The organism is Verrucosispora sp. TAA-831, assembly GCF_050780145.1.
GTDB lineage: Bacteria > Actinomycetota > Actinomycetes > Mycobacteriales > Micromonosporaceae > Micromonospora.
The window spans coordinates 5,209,485-5,225,983 of sequence record NZ_CP192240.1 but is presented as its reverse complement, the minus strand read 5'-3'; the positions used below and the strand labels follow the sequence as shown (position 1 = coordinate 5,225,983).

The 16,499-nt window shown below is 72.0% G+C and carries 15 protein-coding genes, 1 tRNA gene and 1 pseudogene; 11 read left to right on the top strand and 6 right to left on the bottom strand.

Going from position 1 to position 16,499, the window contains the following annotated elements; all coding sequences use genetic code 11:
- The first annotated feature begins 28 nt into the window (after nucleotides 1–28).
- On the top strand, nucleotides 29–475 hold the full coding sequence (locus ACQVFL_RS23110) for an SRPBCC family protein (RefSeq protein WP_131054674.1): 447 nt from the start codon (nucleotides 29–31) through the stop codon (nucleotides 473–475).
- Nucleotides 476–563: 88 nt separating this feature from the next.
- Here the strand turns inward: ACQVFL_RS23110 and ACQVFL_RS23105 are convergent, their stop codons facing one another.
- The 3 genes from ACQVFL_RS23105 to aceE all read right to left on the bottom strand — a co-directional run bounded on the left by ACQVFL_RS23105 (nucleotide 564) and on the right by aceE (nucleotide 5,903).
- Complete coding sequence (locus ACQVFL_RS23105) at nucleotides 564–1,505, bottom strand: hypothetical protein (RefSeq protein ID WP_431727581.1); 942 nt, start codon at nucleotides 1,503–1,505, stop codon at nucleotides 564–566.
- Nucleotides 1,502–2,791 (bottom strand): choice-of-anchor B family protein, encoded by a 1,290-nt coding sequence (locus ACQVFL_RS23100; protein ID WP_396693334.1) that lies wholly within the window; start codon nucleotides 2,789–2,791, stop codon nucleotides 1,502–1,504. Before ACQVFL_RS23100 ends, ACQVFL_RS23105 begins: the two co-directional genes overlap by 4 nt.
- A gap of 367 nt (nucleotides 2,792–3,158) precedes the next feature.
- Entirely contained in the window at nucleotides 3,159–5,903 is a 2,745-nt protein-coding gene (gene aceE / locus ACQVFL_RS23095) for a pyruvate dehydrogenase (acetyl-transferring), homodimeric type (RefSeq protein WP_396693332.1), read from the bottom strand.
- A 221-nt stretch (nucleotides 5,904–6,124) separates the two neighbouring features.
- Between aceE and ACQVFL_RS23090 the strand changes: the two genes are divergently transcribed.
- The 7 genes from ACQVFL_RS23090 to ACQVFL_RS23060 all read left to right on the top strand — a co-directional run bounded on the left by ACQVFL_RS23090 (nucleotide 6,125) and on the right by ACQVFL_RS23060 (nucleotide 12,386).
- The gene (locus tag ACQVFL_RS23090) at nucleotides 6,125–6,529 is read left to right on the top strand and encodes a YjbQ family protein (RefSeq protein ID WP_396693330.1); all 405 of its coding nucleotides are present in this window, start codon (nucleotides 6,125–6,127) and stop codon (nucleotides 6,527–6,529) included.
- A 103-nt stretch (nucleotides 6,530–6,632) separates the two neighbouring features.
- A complete protein-coding gene (locus ACQVFL_RS23085) occupies nucleotides 6,633–7,112 on the top strand; it encodes a MarR family winged helix-turn-helix transcriptional regulator (RefSeq protein ID WP_396693328.1) in 480 nt (159 codons plus the stop codon).
- Nucleotides 7,113–7,163: 51 nt separating this feature from the next.
- Nucleotides 7,164–9,851, top strand: coding sequence for a thiamine pyrophosphate-dependent enzyme (locus ACQVFL_RS23080; protein WP_431729874.1), 2,688 nt, complete (start codon nucleotides 7,164–7,166; stop codon nucleotides 9,849–9,851).
- Nucleotides 9,852–9,965: 114 nt separating this feature from the next.
- Complete coding sequence (locus ACQVFL_RS23075) at nucleotides 9,966–10,403, top strand: DUF3052 domain-containing protein (protein ID WP_350698451.1); 438 nt, start codon at nucleotides 9,966–9,968, stop codon at nucleotides 10,401–10,403.
- A 59-nt stretch (nucleotides 10,404–10,462) separates the two neighbouring features.
- A complete protein-coding gene (locus tag ACQVFL_RS23070) occupies nucleotides 10,463–10,927 on the top strand; it encodes a peroxiredoxin (RefSeq protein WP_396693326.1) in 465 nt (154 codons plus the stop codon).
- Nucleotides 10,928–11,014: 87 nt separating this feature from the next.
- Nucleotides 11,015–11,089 (top strand) — tRNA-Val (locus ACQVFL_RS23065).
- A 499-nt stretch (nucleotides 11,090–11,588) separates the two neighbouring features.
- Entirely contained in the window at nucleotides 11,589–12,386 is a 798-nt protein-coding gene (locus ACQVFL_RS23060) for an alpha/beta fold hydrolase (RefSeq protein WP_396693324.1), read from the top strand.
- Nucleotides 12,387–12,419: 33 nt separating this feature from the next.
- Here the strand turns inward: ACQVFL_RS23060 and ACQVFL_RS23055 are convergent, their stop codons facing one another.
- The gene (locus ACQVFL_RS23055) at nucleotides 12,420–12,986 is read right to left on the bottom strand and encodes a dihydrofolate reductase family protein (RefSeq protein ID WP_431727580.1); all 567 of its coding nucleotides are present in this window, start codon (nucleotides 12,984–12,986) and stop codon (nucleotides 12,420–12,422) included.
- Between the two features lie 79 nt (nucleotides 12,987–13,065).
- Here ACQVFL_RS23055 and ACQVFL_RS23050 point away from each other — a divergent pair, with 79 nt between their 5' ends.
- Both ACQVFL_RS23050 and ACQVFL_RS23045 read left to right on the top strand, forming a co-directional pair.
- Nucleotides 13,066–13,641 (top strand): TetR/AcrR family transcriptional regulator, encoded by a 576-nt coding sequence (locus ACQVFL_RS23050; protein ID WP_396693320.1) that lies wholly within the window; start codon nucleotides 13,066–13,068, stop codon nucleotides 13,639–13,641.
- A 96-nt stretch (nucleotides 13,642–13,737) separates the two neighbouring features.
- Nucleotides 13,738–14,883 carry a polysaccharide pyruvyl transferase family protein gene (locus ACQVFL_RS23045; RefSeq protein WP_396693318.1) on the top strand — a complete coding sequence of 382 codons (1,146 nt, stop codon included), beginning with the start codon at nucleotides 13,738–13,740 and terminating at the stop codon, nucleotides 14,881–14,883.
- Nucleotides 14,884–14,993: 110 nt separating this feature from the next.
- Here ACQVFL_RS23045 and ACQVFL_RS23040 read toward each other — a convergent pair whose 3' ends face one another.
- A complete protein-coding gene (locus ACQVFL_RS23040; RefSeq protein WP_396693316.1) occupies nucleotides 14,994–15,200 on the bottom strand; it encodes a hypothetical protein in 207 nt (68 codons plus the stop codon).
- Between the two features lie 93 nt (nucleotides 15,201–15,293).
- The gene (locus tag ACQVFL_RS23035; RefSeq protein WP_431727579.1) at nucleotides 15,294–15,623 is read right to left on the bottom strand and encodes a PfkB family carbohydrate kinase; all 330 of its coding nucleotides are present in this window, start codon (nucleotides 15,621–15,623) and stop codon (nucleotides 15,294–15,296) included.
- A 156-nt stretch (nucleotides 15,624–15,779) separates the two neighbouring features.
- On the opposite strand from ACQVFL_RS23035, the pseudogene ACQVFL_RS23030 reads away from it, so the two are divergent.
- Nucleotides 15,780–16,487, top strand: a pseudogene (locus ACQVFL_RS23030) (ATP-dependent helicase); the annotation flags it as partial.
- Between the last annotated feature and the right edge of the window lie 12 nt (nucleotides 16,488–16,499).

The window sequence follows — 16,499 nt, the reverse complement described above, 5'->3', positions numbered from 1 at the left end:
GGGATGTCCTCACTGGAGGAAGACGGAAATGATCCTCGTGGAACGCAGCGCGCACGTGACGGCACCGGTGAACGCGGTCTGGGACGTGGTACAGCGCGCTGAGCAGTTGCCGGCCTGGCTGGCCGGCGTCCGTGCGGCCGAGGTCCTCTCGGGGGAGGGCTTCGGCAGACGGCAACTGGTCCAGGCCGGGCGTGGTGCCGCACATGAGGCCGAAGTGATCGCCTATCAGGAGCCGACCCTGATCGGCTGGCGCGAACGCGCCAAGGGCGCCGGTGCCCGAGCGGAGGCGCGCACCGAGATATACGTCCAGCTCACCCCGGACGAGGACGAGGGTGGGACGGTCGTGCGGCTCATCGTCGTACGCTGGCCGGCCGGCCCGGTCAAGGCCGCGTTGCTCCGGCTCGGCCTGCGCAGGGTCGGCGCCGACCTGGAGGACTCGCTGGCTCGGCTGACCGACCTGGCCGCCGTCGGCTGACCGACCACCTCCTGGCGTCACCCGCGATGCGGTGGCGGCCCCGGTGTCCCGACCAGGTGCACCCGGGCCGCCACCGTTTTCGACGCCCCTACACGACCACGGTGAAGGCCGCCACGCGTACCTCGTCGAGGTGTCGGAACTCGAAGAACAACCGGTAGGTGCCCGTCGACGGCACGGTGATGCCGAACGCCACCACCGAACTGGCCTGGCTGGCCGCCGCCGGATGGACGTGCAGGTACGCCAGGTCGCCCTGCCGCAACGCGACCAGATGCCCGTACGCGCCTAGGTGTGGTTGCAGGTCGTTCACCGGCTGCCCGAGACGACCGAGCCAGACCAGCACCTGGTGGGACTCCCCGGCACGCAGGCCGCCGTCCAGGGTGACCGTGTAGTCGTCGACCAGGACCGTCTCCTCGGGCGGATCGAGCGGCCGGACCGCGTACCGGCCGGGAACCGGCACGTCGGCCCCGAGGGTGACCCCTGCCTGGGCACCGAGCGGCCAGAAGTCGGCGATCACCCGCAACGGCCCGGGTGCCGACGGTGTGACCCGCACCCGCCAGGTGCCGTCGGGCGACATCTCCGGGTGCAGGTGCTGATATCCGGAGAGGTCACGCCCGACGAGGATCAGGTGCATCCGGCGCTCGTGGTTCTCCTGGAACGCGGTCAGCACGACACCGGTCTGGTCGGTGATCTGGAAGGCCAGTTCGTTCGGCTCGCCGACGGTCAGGGTCGACGTGTGCAGCGTCAGCGTCCAGCCGTCCCGCGAGACCTCCAGTCCACCCGGACCGTGGCCCGCGTGCCCGCCCGTCACGGCGGCGGCCGGTCGGGCCGCACCGCCGGTCGGACCACCGGCCCGACCGGCGAAGAAGCCGACCGCCAGCGACAGCGCGAGCACCAGCGCGGTCGCCGCGTAACGGGTCCCCGGGCCTGCCGTCGGCACCGGGACGTCGGGACCGGCCGGGTGCTCCGGATCGGGCGGCACGCCGACGGGGCCGACGGCGTTCGCCGTCGGCCCCTGGCTGGTCGTCGTCACGGCAGCCGGGGCTGCAACACGAACAGCCCCTGTTCGATGCCGCTGACCACGACGACACCGCTCGGGAAGTACGGGTAGGTGCTCCACGCCCCGTTCATCGAGGAGCTGTTGCTGGACGGGTAGACGTCGAAGAAGCCGGCCTCGGTGGCCCGACCGGCGGCCACGTCGGTCAGGTCCAGGATGCGCAACCCGGCCCGGTAGTTGGCCTGGTAGCTGTACCTCCCCTTGACGTACTGGTTGTGGTCGGTGGCGGCGACACCGGAGGGCGCGCTGTAGGTGCCGATGTGCCGGGGTGCGTCCAGGTCGGCCAGGTCCCAGATGTAGGTCTGGGTGTTCACCCCGCGCCGGGTCTCGTCCAGCTCGTCGTCGAGCAGGAAGTACCGCTGGTCCTCGGTGAACCAGCCCTGGTGGGTGTACGCCCGGCCGGTGTACCCGATGCGGGCCAACTGCCGGGGAGCGGACTTGCTGGTGACGTCCACCACGGTGACGGTGTCCTCGTTGGAGCTGACACAGATCTCCCGGCCGGTGTGGGCGGTGTCGGGACCCCGGTACACCACGCACTGGGTGTCGTGGGTGTATCCGTCGTTGCTGACGCAGCCGGCGTACGTCGGGGACTTCGGGGTCCGGATGTCGACCATGTGCAGGCCGCCGCTGCACGTGTTGGTGCCGACCGCGTACGCGAAGCCGGTCTGCTCGTTGATGGCGATGTTGTGCGAGTTGCCGAACTGGTTGTACTGCGCGTTGGTCGTCCAGGTCTGCGGCGTGGTGACGCCCCGCAACCGGGTCAGGTCGAAGACCTGCATGCCGTGCCCGGACACGTCCGCCACCACGTACGCGTGGTCGCGGTAGACCTTGATGTCCCGCCAGACCGCCGTGCGGTTCTGGTACGCGGGCAGGTTGCCGAGGTAGACCGGCGCGGTCGGATTCGAGATGTCCACGAAGGAGGTGCCGTTGCGGCGACCGACGATCGCGTACTCCTTGCGGGTCTGGGGATCGGTCCAGCCCCAGATGTCGTTCGCCTGGCTGCCGCCGATACTCGTCAACGGCAGGAACGACAGCAGGTCGACGTTGCGGCACGGGTAACCCGCCGCCTGGCCGTTCGTGCAGGCCGTCGCGGCGGCGGCGACCAACTGCTGGGTCGGTTCACGCTGTGCCATGAACTCCTGGGCCGAGGCCCGCCCGGCGGGGGTGGCGGGATCGTGCGCCACCGAGGGCGAGCCGGGTCCGAGCGTCGACACCACCAGTGCGCCGACGGCCAGGGCCAAGCCGATCCGGACGATTCGCATCTGTGCTCCCTCTCGTCGCGCGGGGGCGGACGGCGTCCGAGCCGGCGGAGGACGGCGCGACAGGGGAGTCCACCGGGCCGGCGTGGTGCCCGTGCGGAAGCCGGATGCCTATCGATGATTGTGGATTGGTGATGTTACGGGGGGAAGTCGCTCCCCGATATCGCCTGTGTCATACCGGCACGCCGTCCAGGGGCGGGCGTCGCCGCCGTTCTCGGCGTTCGTGGTGCGGGTACGTGTGTTAGGAAGGGGCCCTTGCTATGCACGAGGCGTGAGCAGGGGACCCTTCCTTTCCCATTTCCCCAGCCCCCGCACGCACTGAAGGAGGGCCCGGCGCACAGCGCCGGGCCCTCCTTCAGTGCGTGCGGTACTAGCTGTCGCCGCCGGTCTCGCCGACCGGGGCGGCGTTCACGTCGTCGATGGCGTACTTCTTGGCCGCCTCGGCCGGTACGTGCGCCGGTACGACGCCCCGCAGCGCGAGCTGCCGCAGCGTGGCGACCGCGATCGACTCGGCGTCGACGCGGAAGTGCCGACGCAGCGCGTGCCGGGTGTCCGACAGGCCGAAGCCGTCGGTGCCCAGCGAGGTCCAGTCGCCCGGCACCCAGCGGGAGACCAGGTCCGGCACCGCGCGCATCCAGTCGCTGACCGCGACCTTCGGCCCGTCGGCGTCGGCCAGCTTCTGCTGGATGTACGGCACCCGCTGTTCCGCGCCCGGGTGCAGGAGGTTGTACGCCTCGCACTCGACCGCGTCCCGCCGCAGTTCGGTCCAGGAGGTCACCGACCAGACGTCGGCGGCCACCCCCCAGTCCTGGGCGAGCAGTTGCTGCGCCTTGAGCGCCCACTGCATGCCGGTGCCGGAGGCGAGCACGTTCGCCCGGGGGGCGTCGCCCTCCACCGAGGGGGCCGCCGCGTAGCGGTAGATGCCCTTGACGATGCCCTCGGCGTCCACGCCCTCCGGCTCGGCCGGCTGGTGGATCGGCTCGTTGTAGATGGTGAGGTAGTAGAAGATGTTCTCCTGCTCCTCGCCGTACATCCGGTGCAGGCCGTTCTCCACGATGTGCGCGATCTCGAACGCGAACGCCGGGTCGTACGCGACGACGGCCGGGTTCGTGGCCGCGAGCAGCAGCGAGTGGCCGTCCTCGTGCTGGAGGCCCTCACCGTTGAGCGTGGTGCGACCGGCGGTGGCGCCGAGCACGAAACCACGGGCCATCTGGTCGGCCGCCGCCCAGAAGCCGTCACCGGTGCGCTGGAACCCGAACATCGAGTAGAAGATGTACATCGGGATCATCGGCTCGTCGTGCGTGGCGTACGACGTGCCGGCGGCGGTGAACGAGGCGACCGAACCGGCCTCGTTGATGCCCTCGTGCAGGATCTGACCGGTGGTCGACTCCTTGTACGACAGGAACAGCTCCCGGTCGACCGAGGTGTACCGCTGGCCGTGCGGCGAGTAGATCTTGGCGGTCGGGAAGATCGAGTCCAGACCGAAGGTACGCGCCTCGTCCGGGATGATCGGCACCCAGCGCCGGCCGAACTGCTTGTCCTTCATCAGGTCCTTGAGCAGCCGGACGAAGGCCATCGTGGTGGCCACCTTCTGCTTGCCCGAACCCCGCTTGACGTCGGCGAAGCGCTCGCTGCCGGGGATGGCCAGGGTCTTGGCCTCGGTCCGCCGGCTCGGCAGGTAACCGCCGAGCTGCTTGCGCCGCTCGTGCAGGTACTGCATCTCGTCGGACTTCTCGTCCGGCCGGTAGTACGGCGGCAGGTAGGGGTTCTCCTCCAGCGCCGAGTCCGGGATGTCCAGGTAGAGCCGGTCGCGGAACATCTTGAGGTCGTCCAGCGTCAGCTTCTTCATCTGGTGCGTGGCGTTGCGGCCCTCGAAGTGCTGACCGAGCGTCCAGCCCTTGATCGTCTTGGCCAGGATCACGGTCGGCTGCCCGGTGTGCTCCGTCGCCGCCTTGTAGGCCGCGTAGAGCTTGCGGTAGTCGTGTCCGCCCCGCTTGAGGTTCCAGATCTCGTCGTCGCTGAGGCCGTCGACCATCTTGCGGGTCCGCGCGTCCCGACCGAAGAAGTGCTCCCGGACGTACGCGCCGGACTCCGCCTTGTAGGTCTGGTAGTCGCCGTCCGGCGTGGTGTTCATCAGGTTGACCAGCGCACCGTCGGTGTCGGCGGCGAGCAGCGGGTCCCACTCCCGGCCCCAGACCACCTTGATCACGTTCCAGCCGGCGCCCCGGAAGAACGCCTCCAGCTCCTGCATCACCTTGCCGTTGCCGCGGACCGGACCGTCCAGACGCTGGAGGTTGCAGTTGATCACGAAGGTGAGGTTGTCCAGCTCCTCCCGGGCGGCCACGCCGATCGCGCCCAGGGTCTCCGGCTCGTCCATCTCGCCGTCGCCGAGGAAGGCCCAGACGTGCTGGTCGGAGGTGTCCTTGATGCCCCGGTGCTGGAGGTAGCGGTTGAACCGGGCCTGGTAGATGGCGTTCAGCCCGCCCAGCCCCATCGAGACGGTGGGGAACTCCCAGAAGTCCGGCATCAGCCGGGGGTGCGGGTACGACGGCAGACCGCCACCGGGGTGCGACAGCTCCTGCCGGAAGCCGTCGAGCTGGTTCTCGCTCAGTCGGCCCTCGACGAACGCGCGGGCGTACATGCCGGGGGAGGCGTGCCCCTGGTAGAAGAGCTGATCGCCGCCACCCGGGTGGTTCTTGCCCCGGAAGAAGTGGTTGAAGCCCACCTCGTACAGCGAGGCCGAGCTGGCGAAGGTGGAGATGTGCCCGCCGACGCCGATCTCGGGACGCTGCGCCCGGTGCACCAGCATCGCCGCGTTCCACCGCACGTACGCCCGGATCCGGCGCTCGATGTGCTCGTCACCCGGGAACCAGGGTTCGCGCTCCGGCGGGATCGTGTTGAGGTAGTCGGTGGTGGTCAGCGACGGTACGCCGACCTGGCGCTCACGGGCGCGCTCCAACAGGCGCAGCATCACGTAGCGCGCCCGCTTGGTGCCACGATCATCGATGACACCGTCGAGCGACTCGACCCATTCGCTGGTCTCTTCAGGGTCGATGTCCGGAAGCTGGCTCGGCAGTCCGGCCGTGATCACCGGGCGCTTGCGTTCCGTAGCCACAGGCGTTCCCTCGGTTGTGTGTGGGATAGGTCTCTAGCGCCATCCTGCCCCGTCGCGGCACTCGGCGTCACGTCCACCCGGCCCAAGGGCGACGCGCGACACACGTACCGAGCAGTAACTTCGGGTCGTCCCGCAGGCCGCGACGGGTGGTAGACGATCTTGCCAGGAAACGCTCCCGAGCGCGCCGGTACAAGATCTCGTAACCGGGCAGAATGGGGGGTATGCGTAGTGAGGTGATCAGCATCCGGACCGGTTCCCGGCCGACCGTCCGGGACATCACCGCCGAGGCCGAGCAGTTCCTCGCCGGGCAGGGCGACGGACTGCTGCACGTGTTCGTGCCGCACGCCACCGCCGGGGTGGCCATCATCGAGACCGGCGCCGGCTCCGACGACGACCTGCTCACCGCGCTGGACGCCCTGCTGCCCACCGACGACCGGTGGCGGCACCGGCACGGTTCGCCCGGACACGGCCGCGACCACGTGCTGCCCGCCTTCGTCGCGCCGTACGCGACGCTGCCCGTGCTCGGCGGTCGGCTCGCCCTCGGTACCTGGCAGTCGGTCTGCCTGGTCGACACCAACGGCGACAACACCAGTCGGCAGGTCCGCTTCTCCTTCCTGCCCGGCTGACCGCCACGCCCGCCCGGCTGATCACGCGAGCGACCGTTTCGGCGGCGCGCCGTCGAAAGTGACGGCGGAGCTGCCCGAACCGGCCGGAACGTAGAATCCGACCATGCTGCGACCGCCCGCCTCGCTGGTCGGCCCGGGTGGGGCCGACCGGTCCCGGGTGGCCGGCGATCTGGTCCGGCGGATCATGCACGTGGCCGCCGCCCTGCGGCACCACCAGGACACCGAGATCGCCGCGTTGGGTCTGACCCCGGCGGTCGCCCGCGCGCTGTACGAGCTGGACCCGGATCACCCGCTGCCCGCCCGCGAGTTGGCCGGGCAGTTGCGGTGCGACCGCTCCAACGTGACCGCGCTCGTCGACAAGCTGGAGCGGGCCGGGCTGGTGGAGCGCCGTGCCGACCCGGCCGACCGGCGGCAGCGGACGCTCGTGGTGACCGACGCCGGCCGGCGGATGCGGGACCGCGTCCACGGCGTGCTGTCCGACTCACGACTGTTGGCCGGGCTCAGCACCGAGGAGTTGGCGCTGCTCGGCGAACTGGTCTGGAAGGTCTCCGACGGCGGCTGCCCGGAGCGGTTCGACGCCTGAGGCCGGTCGGGTGAAACGTGCTCGGGTGGGCGAGGCGTGCCTCGGTCGGTAATGCTGTCGGACGTGACCACCCCGCAGGATCTCGACGACCGGTTCCGGGAGGCCCTGGCCGCCCTCGCCGCGCCGGGGCACCGCGCCGACCCGGCACAGCCGGTGGCCGACGGTGCCACGCTGACCGGCGCAGAGCTGTTGGACCTCTTCGACGCACAGGTCACCAGCCGCCAACTCGACCTCGCCGGACGCTGGCTCCGTAGCTTCGGCGAGGGCTACCACACGATCGGTTCGGCCGGGCACGAGGGCAACGCCGGGGTCGCCGCGGCGCTGCGCCCCACCGATCCGGCCCTGCTGCACTACCGCTCCGGCGCGTTCTACTGCGTACGGGCCGGACAGGCCGCCCGCGACGCGGAGCCCGACACCGGCCGGGAGCCCGACGCGGACCCGACCGGCGACCGCGACGGCCCCACCGCCGACACGTCCGCGCCCGCCGGGCAGGCGACGGAGGACGACCTCGACCGGGTCGAGGACGCGCCGCCGGTCGGCGGGGTCGGGCATGCCGAGGAGGCCCCCCGGGCGGCTGATCCGCTGGACGACGACGAGCGCCCGGCCGGGGAGACGGAGGCCGCGAGCAACGAGCGACCCGACGACGACGGGACCGGCGCCCGTCCGGATGGCGGTGCGGGCGACGGTCGGGCCGTACCGGCGGCGAGGTCCGGGCAGGCGACCGTGAGCGCGCCGGTGACCGTTGGAGACGGCGCGAGCGGCGAGCGGCGGGCGATCGACCCGGCGTACGTGGAGGCGGCCCGGGACGTGCTGCGCGGGCTGGTGGCCTCGCGCGAGGAGCCGATCGCCGGTGGCCGGCACAAGGTCTTCGGCCGCGCCGATCTCGCCGTCGTGCCGACCACCTCCACGATCGCCTCGCACCTGCCCCGCGCGGTGGGCATGGGCCTCGCGGTGGAGCGGCTGCGTCGGCTGGACGCACGCCCGGAGCCGACCTGGCCGGGCGAGACGCCCGCGGCGGCGGCCTGGGCACCCGACGCGATCGTCGTCTGCTCGTTCGGGGACGCCTCGATCAACCACGCCAGCGCCACCGCCGCCTTCAACACCGCCGGCTGGTACGACCACACCGGCCTGCGCATCCCGGTGCTGTTCGTGTGTGAGGACAACGGCCTGGGACTCAGCCTCCGGTCCCCGCAGGGCTGGGTGGCGACGGCGCTGCGGTCGAAGCCGGGCGTGCGGTACTTCGCCGCCGACGGCACGGACCTGGTGGAGACGTACGAGGTGGCGGTCGAGGCGGCGGCCTGGGTGCGCCGGCACCGGCGTCCGGCCGTCCTGCACCTGACCACGGTGCGGCTGATGGGGCACGCGGGCGCGGACGCCGAGAGCGCGTACCGGTCCGCCGGGGAGATCCGGGCCGACCTGGACCGGGACCCGGTGGTGGCCACCGCCCGGCGGCTGGTCGAGGCGGGCCTGGCCAGCGGTGCGGAGCTGCTGGACCGCTACGACGAGGTCGGCTGGCGGATCCGCCGGCTGGCCGAGGGGGTGCTCGACGAGCCGAAGCTGTCCAGCCCGGCCGAGGTGGTCGCCCCGCTGGCGCCCCGCCGACCGCTGCGGGTGGCCCGTGCGGTGGCCGAGGCGGGCGACCGGGCGGCCGGGCCGGGTGCGGGTGCACGGGTCGAGGCGTTCGGCGGCAAGCCGCCGGAACTGGTCGGCCCGCTGACGCTGGCACAGAGCATCAACGCCGCGCTCACCGACGGGCTGCTCGACCATCCGCAGATGGCCGTCTTCGGCGAGGACGTCGCCGCCAAGGGCGGGGTGTACGGGGTGACGAAGGGACTACGGGACCGGTTCGGTGTCGCCCGGGTCTTCGACACGCTGCTCGACGAGACGTCGATCCTGGGCCTGGGGCTCGGTGCCGGGCTGGCCGGGATGCTGCCGGTGCCGGAGATCCAGTACCTGGCGTACCTGCACAACGCCGAGGACCAGTTGCGGGGCGAGGCGGCCACGACGCGGTTCTTCTCACAGGGCGCGTTCCGCAACCCGATGGTGGTGCGGGTGGCCGGGCTGGCGTACCAGGAGGGCTTCGGCGGGCACTTCCACAACGAGAACTCGGTGGCGGTGCTGCGGGACGTACCCGGGCTGGTGGTCGCCGTACCGGCGCGACCGGACGACGCGGCGGCGATGCTGCGGACCTGCCTGGCGAGCGCGGCGGTGGACGGCAGCGTCTGTGTGTTCCTGGAGCCGATCGGGCTCTACCACACCCGCGACCTCTACGCCGACGGCGACGGGGAGTGGCTGGCCGGGTACGCCGAGCCGGGCGCCTGGGCGGGCGCGCACGTGCCGGTCGGGCGGGCCCGGGTGTACGGCGTCGGCTCGGCCGAGGACGTCACGATCATCACGTTCGGTAACGGCGTACGGATGTCGCTGCGGGCCGCGTCGGTGCTGGCCGACGAGGGTGTCGGCACCCGCGTGGTGGACCTGCGCTGGCTGGCCCCGCTGCCGGTGGCGGATCTCATCCGGGAGGCCACCGCGACCGGCCGGGTGCTGGTGGTGGACGAGACCCGGCGCTCCGGCGGGGTCGGCGAGGGAGTGATCGCCGCGCTGGTGGATGCCGGTTATGTCGGTGCGGCACGACGGGTGGCCGCAGTTGACTCATTTGTACCATTAGGTCCGGCTGCTCGTCAGGTGCTGGTGTCCGAGGAGGCCATCACCCAGGGTGCCCGTACGCTGCTGGCACGGTAAATTTCGTTCCACCCGGTGCGCCACTTGCGCCGGAGGGCACAACTGTGTGGACTTTGCCTGACGGCGTTCGAGGGAACGCCGCGAACTCGCCACGAGATGAGGAGGCACGCGACAGTGAGCGCGACCGCTGGTCAGGCTGCCGACGGGGTACGCAGCCTGGCGGACCGGTTCGGCATCGAGCCGGGGATGGTCGTCATGGAGATGGGCTACGACGACGACGTCGACTCCGATCTCCGGGACGCCCTGACGGACCGTTGTGGTGATCTGGTCGACGAGGACACCGACGAGGTGGTCGACGCGGTGCTGGTGTGGTACCGCGACGGCGACGGTGATCTCTTCGAACTCCTCGTCGACGCACTCGGCCCCCTGGCCGACAACGGGGTCGTGTGGCTGTTGACGCCCAAGGCCGGCCGTGACGGGCACGTGGAGCCGAGCGAGGTCGCCGAGTCGGCACCCACCGCCGGCCTGCAACAGACCTCCACCATCAACGCCGGCAAGGACTGGAGCGGGGCTCGTCTCGTACTGCGCCGCGGCGCCAAGGGCAAGAAGTGACCCTGCCCAGCGGTGTGACAGGCTGAGGCCGACCCGACCTGACTCCCGAAGGAGCTCGCATGCCGATCGAGGTTGGCGCGGAGGCGCCGGACTTCGTGCTGAAGGACCAGAACAACCAGGAGGTGCGGCTCGCCGACTTCCGCGGCCGGCGCACCGTCCTGCTGGTCTTCTACCCGCTGGCCTTCACCGGCATCTGCCAGGGCGAGCTGTGCGAGGTGCGGGACAACCTCGACGAGTACGTCAGCGACGACGTCCAGGTACTCACCGTCAGCGTCGACTCGGTGTACGCCCACAAGATCTGGGCGGACCGCGAGGGCTACCAGTTCCCGCTGCTGTCGGACTTCTGGCCGCACGGTGCCGTCGCCCAGGCGTACGGCGTCTTCAACGAGGTCGCCGGCATCGCCAACCGGGGCACGTTCGTCATCGACAAGGACGGCGTGGTCCGGTTCGCCGAGATGAACATGCCGGGCGAACCGCGCGACCAGCACGGGTGGCGCAAGGCCCTGGCCGAGGCCAGCGCCTGACCCGTCCCGAACGGTGGTAACCGTCCGGTCGAGCCGGTGGGCGGCAGGGTAGGCTTGCCAACCGCCGGCTCGGCCGGACGGTGTCCCGGGCGCGTAGCTCAGCGGGAGAGCACTCGCCTTACAAGCGAGGGGTCGCAGGTTCGAAACCTGCCGCGCCCACCAGCACACACGATGGCCCGGAGAGCACTTCTCCGGGCCGACTCCGTATCGACGTGCGGGCGTCGCCGTCTGGGGCGAACCCGGCGCTGACCACAGACCGGCCGCGCGTTGGGGCCGATAGGCAGACGTCGAGGTCGCCGACGTGCGGTATGGGCACGAGACACACGTCGGCGGCGACCTCCTTGGTTCCTCCTTCGGCGCCTGTCGAGCTGAACCGTCTGCGCTATCGCACCTCCGGGCACGGCGCGCCGCAGTCTGGAAGGTCCAACGTGATCCGTCAACGCTCTCAGCTCGACAGGGGCCCAAGGTGCTGTAGACCCCGTGCCAGCCCGGCCCCGTGCCAGCCCGGCCGAACGCCAGCCCGGCCCCGCGCCAGCCCGTGCCACCCACTCCGACGGCGTGCTGACAGGGGTGCGGTCTCGGGCGATCGGAGCCGAGACCGCAAGGGTGCCGCGTACCGTCGTCGTCGGGTCGGTGTCGACGCGGACGGGGAGGGGCGCGAGTGGGCTATGCCGAGGTCGCCGACGTGCGGTTCTGGTACGAGACACACGGCACCGGTCGGCCGCTGGTGCTGCTGCACGGCGGGTTCGGCGCGGTCGAGACCTTCGCCGCGATCCGGCCCGCGCTGGCGCAGCGACGCCAGGTGATCAGCGTCGACCTGCCGGGTCACGGACGCACCGCCGACGTCGACCGTCCGATGCGGTACGAGTCGATGGCCGACGACGTGGCCGCGTTGATCGGTCACCTGGGCCTGGGCCGGGTCGACGTGCTGGGCTTCTCGCTCGGCGGCGGGGTCGGCCTGCGGCTGGCGGTCCAGCACCGGCAGTTGCTCCGGCGGCTGGTGGTGGTCTCCGCGCCGTGCCGGCGTCAGGGCTGGTTCCCGGAGGTGCTCGCCGGGATGCCGGAGCCCGACGAGGCGGCCGGCGAACGGATGAAGGGCATCCCCGCCTACGAGCTCTATCGGCAGGTCGCGCCCCGCCCCGACGACTGGCCGCGACTCTGGGCCCGGACCGGTGAGCTGCTGCGCCGCGAGTACGACTGGTCGGCGGAGGTGGCCGCGCTGACCACCCCCACCCTGCTGGTCTTCGCCGACGCCGACTCGATCCGCCCCGCGCACATGGTGGAGTTCTTCGGTCTGCTCGGCGGCGGCCACCGGGACGCCGGTTGGGACGGTGCCGACCGGCCGGACGCACGCCTGGCAGTGCTGCCCGGGCTCACTCACTACGACATCGTGGACTCGCCCGCCCTGCCGGCGGTGGTGCTTCCCTTCCTCACCCACACCCTGAGCACCCCGGCCTGACCGGGCCGCCGACACCTCGCCGCCGTGCCCGCTCTACCGGGAGTAGCGCAGCATGACCACGCCCGCGCCGATGGGGGTGGCGTCGACCAGGGTGAAGTGCTGTAGGTCGAACGGACGGTCGGCGAGCGGGATGCCGCTGCCGGCGACGATCGGGTTGACCTTGACCATCAGCTCGTCCACCTCGGGCAGCAACTGGCCCGCGAGTCGGCCGCCGCCGCAGAGCCAGATGTCGCCGCCGGGCTGTTGCTTGAGGTCGCGGACGAAGGCGACCGCGTCGCTGGAGACGATCTCCACCGCCGGGTCGTCCGACGGCGGCAGGGAGTGGGCGAAGACGTACTGCTTGAGGTGGGCGTACGGGCTGGCGATGCCGAGCTTCAGTGCCGGTTCGTAGGTGGCCCGGCCCATCAGGACGGCGTCGAACCGGCCCTGCGGGCGGTCGATGCCGAGCTGCGGGTGGGCGAAGGTCGGGAAGGTCTGCGGCCAGTGCGTGGCGAGGTGTCGCGCCACCTCGGGTTCCGGGCCGAAGAACTCGAACGCCCCGTCGGGGGCGGCGATGAGACCGTCGATCGTGCTGGCGACGTAGTAGACGAGCGATCGCAAGCGGTACTCCAATCACTACGGATGTTGTGGTTGACTCCAAACTACAACACCTGTCGTGGTTGTTGTTAGGGTGTTCCTCATGGCACGCAACCCCGAGCGGCGGGCGGCCCTGGCAGACGCCGGGCTGCGAGTGCTGGCGGCGCAGGGCGCGCGCGGGCTCACCCACCGGGCCGTCGACACCGAGGCGGGCGTACCGGTCGGGACCGCCTCCAACTACTTCCGCTCCCGGGACGCCCTGCTCGGCGCGCTCGGCGAGCGGATCTTCGAGCGGTTCGCCCCCGACGAGACGGTGGTGGCCGGGTTGGCCGCCCGGGAACCCTCCACGGCTCTGCTCACCGACTACGTCCGGTACATCGTCGAGCGGACCACCCGGCAGCCGGAACTCACCCGCGCCCTGATCGAACTGCGCCTGGAGGCGGCCCGCCGGCCCGACCTGGCCCGGATCCTCGGTGCCACCCTGCGTCGCGGCTACCGCGACGACGTCGCACACCAACTGGCCGCGGGTCTGCCCGGTGGCGCGTTCGAGGTGGCGCTGTTGCGGTACGCCGTGGACGGGCTGCTGCTCGACCTGCTCACCCCGTCGATCGACGCCGGTTTCGACCCCGATGACGTGGTCGTCGCCCTGGTGTCCCGGTTGTCCGCCGCGCCCTCCTGAGCCCCGATCGCCTGCGGGTACCCCGCCTGCGGCGAGGACTGTTCGTCGGTGCAGCGGGAAGACGTCGACGCGGACGCACCTGGGGAGGAGCGACGGATGACGCGTGCCGGACTGACCATCGGCGTGCTCGGCTCGTACGGCGGGCGCAACCTCGGTGACGAGGCCATCCTCACCGGCCTGCTGGCCGACCTGCGGGAACAGGAGCCGAACGCCCGGATCATCGTCTTCTCACGGAACCCGGCGCACACCGCGTTGGCGCACCCGGACGTCGAGGCGGTGCCGTGGGAGGGGGTCAGCCGCACCGACTCCGCCCTGGTGCTCTCCCAACTCGACCTGCTCATCCTGGGCGGCGGCGGCATCCTCTACGACAAGGAGGCCCGCCGCTACCTGCGCGTGGTGCGGGTCGCCCAGGAACGCGGTCTGCCGCTGCTCACGTACGCGGTGGGGGTGGGGCCGCTCAGCGAGATGGTGGACACCGGCATGGTGCGGGAGACGCTGGCCGGCGCCACCCAGGTCACCGTCCGAGACCAGGAGTCGCGGATGGTGCTGGAGGAGGCCGGGCTGCTCAACCCGATCACCGTCACCGCCGACCCGGCGTTCCTGCTGGAACCGGAGGACTTCCCGGCGGATCTGCTGCGCGAGGAGGGCGTACCGGCGGGCAAGCGGCTGGTCGGCATGAGCGTACGGGAGCCCGGCCGTGCCGCCGAACGGCTCGACGTCGACGGCTACCACCGGCTGCTGGCCCAGATCGGCGACTTCCTGGTGCACCGGATCGACGCGCACGTGCTGTTCGTCCCGATGGAGCGCGACGACATCCGGCACTCGCACGGGGTGCTCTCGCACATGACCGCCGCGGAACGTGGACGCATTCTGCACGGCACCTACTCACCGCAGCAGGTACTCGGGCTGATGCGCCACTTCGACCTGGCCGTCGGTATGCGGCTGCACTTCCTGATCTTCGCCGCGATGATGGGTACGCCGTTCCTGCCCCTGCCGTACGCCGGAAAGGTGTTCGACCTGGCCCAGCGGCTCGGGGTGCCGGCGCTGCGCGGCGTGGAGCGGGAGGTGGAGGGGCCGCTGCTGGCCGAGGTCGACCAGTTGTGGGACGAGCGTGACCAGCGGCGGGAGACCACCGCCCAGCGGGTCGCCCAGGTCTGCGAGGAGGCCCGGGGCACCTCACGGGTCACCCGGTCGGTGCTGGAGAGCCTGCGCACCCGATCCCTGGTCGAGGTCGGCGCCTGACCCACCGTGCCTGACGGGGTGCCCGACGTCCGCGCCCGATGCTCGGGCCGACGCCTGCGACGGGCGCGTCCGGTTGGCGGGCCGCGTCGGGCGTCGGGTGCGGCGGGTGGTCAGACAGCGGGACCTCGCCAGCAGTAGCGCCACTGCCGGCTCTCGGCGTCGATCGACTCCAGCTCGTAGATGTCCGCCCCGGCCAGGCCGCCCGAGCCCAGGTGATGGTGGGTCAGCGGAGGACGGCCGTTGGGGTCCAACTCGACGGTGACCTGCTGCCCGTCCGCCTCGCCACCTACCAACGGGATCTCAACCGAGGATGCCATGCGCCCATCCTGCCCCGCCCGCTGTCACCCGCGCAGCGGATAGCCGGGGGGCGAACGGGACAGCGCAGGCTCCGACGTGGGGCTCGGGTCCGGTCAGGGCAGCGGGAGGAGCCCCGGCGGGTACTCCATGCCGTCGTGCGTGCAGGCGGCGGCGGCCACCCGGGCGGCGTACCCGGCCGCCTCGGCCCAGGTCGCGCCGCGCGCTCGGGCCGCGACGATCCCGGCGGCGAAGGCGTCTCCGGCGCCGTTGGTGTCGATCACCGGGCCGGGCGGCACGGCGGCCGGCACGTGGTGCACCCGGCCGCCGAGATGCAGCTCCGCGCCGTCCGCGCCGTCCGCGCCGCGCGTGACCGTCGGCGCCGACCGTGTCGACGACTGCCACCCGCAGCCCGAGCGCGTGGGCGGCGAGCAGTACCCCGGCACCCGTGTTGCCGATCCGCAGGTCGATCGGGCAGGTCGTCCATGGCGCCGACGGTAGCGGTCCGGCGCCGCCTAAGCTGTCCCGGATGTTTGCAGGGGACCCTTCCTCTACCGGAGGCGTTAGCAGGGGACCCTTCCTTACCGGGCGAGGGGGCGTGCGTGCTGGTCGTGCACGGGGTGTGGCTGCCCGGTCGGGGCCTCGCCGTCTGGGCCGAGGACAGCACCCGAGAGCCGGAGGCACTCCGTCGGCCGGGGCGGGCGCCCCGGGAACGCCCGCACCCGTTCGCCGCCGACCATGCGGCGCTGACCGCCGTGTTGGGCGAGGCCGCCGAACCGGCCGACCTCGGCACCGCGCTGCTGAGCCTGCCCACCCGGGGCGGTTCGCCGCTGGACTCGCCGGAACTGGTCCGGACCGGCGTCGTGACACCGGCCCGGGGGCGGGTCACCCTGGCCGGCTGGCGGGTGCCGGTGCTCGCGTACGGCCCGGATGCCGCGCTGGCGCTGCTGCGCGGTCTCGACGGCGTGTCCGCCGTACCGGGTGCGGCCCTGCGACACCTGGCCGAGGTGGCCGCCTTCGCCGTCGACCTGGCCGAGCGGGGGCGGGTCCTGCCCGGCCTCGCCGCCGTGCCGTCCGCCGCCGTGCCGTCCGCGCACCCGGCCCACCCGGCCCGTCCAGCTCACCGGGCCGTCCCCGCCCGACGGCGGTCCACCGCCCGGGCCGAGTCGACGGCGGCCGGGCGACCCGGAGACGTCGTGCCCGCGCGTGCGGTGTGGCGACCGCTGCTCACCGGCACCGACGCGGCCTGGGCGCGGTCGTTGGCGTTGGCCCTGCCGCCGGTCGCCCGCGCGGTGGTCGAGACGGACCTGCCCGCCCTGCCG

Bases quoted from the DNA above. Each gene is read 5' to 3' on its own strand.
- ACQVFL_RS23110 (WP_131054674.1), top strand. From the start codon at position 29: ATGATCCTCGTGGAACGCAGCGCGCACGTGACGGCACCGGTGAACGCG.
- ACQVFL_RS23100 (WP_396693334.1), bottom strand. From the start codon at position 2,791: ATGCGAATCGTCCGGATCGGCTTGGCCCTGGCCGTCGGCGCACTGGTG.
- ACQVFL_RS23090 (WP_396693330.1), top strand. From the start codon at position 6,125: ATGCGTAGTGAGGTGATCAGCATCCGGACCGGTTCCCGGCCGACCGTC.
- ACQVFL_RS23085 (WP_396693328.1), top strand. From the start codon at position 6,633: ATGCTGCGACCGCCCGCCTCGCTGGTCGGCCCGGGTGGGGCCGACCGG.
- ACQVFL_RS23080 (WP_431729874.1), top strand. From the start codon at position 7,164: ATGCTGTCGGACGTGACCACCCCGCAGGATCTCGACGACCGGTTCCGG.
- ACQVFL_RS23070 (WP_396693326.1), top strand. From the start codon at position 10,463: ATGCCGATCGAGGTTGGCGCGGAGGCGCCGGACTTCGTGCTGAAGGAC.
- ACQVFL_RS23050 (WP_396693320.1), top strand. From the start codon at position 13,066: ATGGCACGCAACCCCGAGCGGCGGGCGGCCCTGGCAGACGCCGGGCTG.
- ACQVFL_RS23045 (WP_396693318.1), top strand. From the start codon at position 13,738: ATGACGCGTGCCGGACTGACCATCGGCGTGCTCGGCTCGTACGGCGGG.
- ACQVFL_RS23040 (WP_396693316.1), bottom strand. From the start codon at position 15,200: ATGGCATCCTCGGTTGAGATCCCGTTGGTAGGTGGCGAGGCGGACGGG.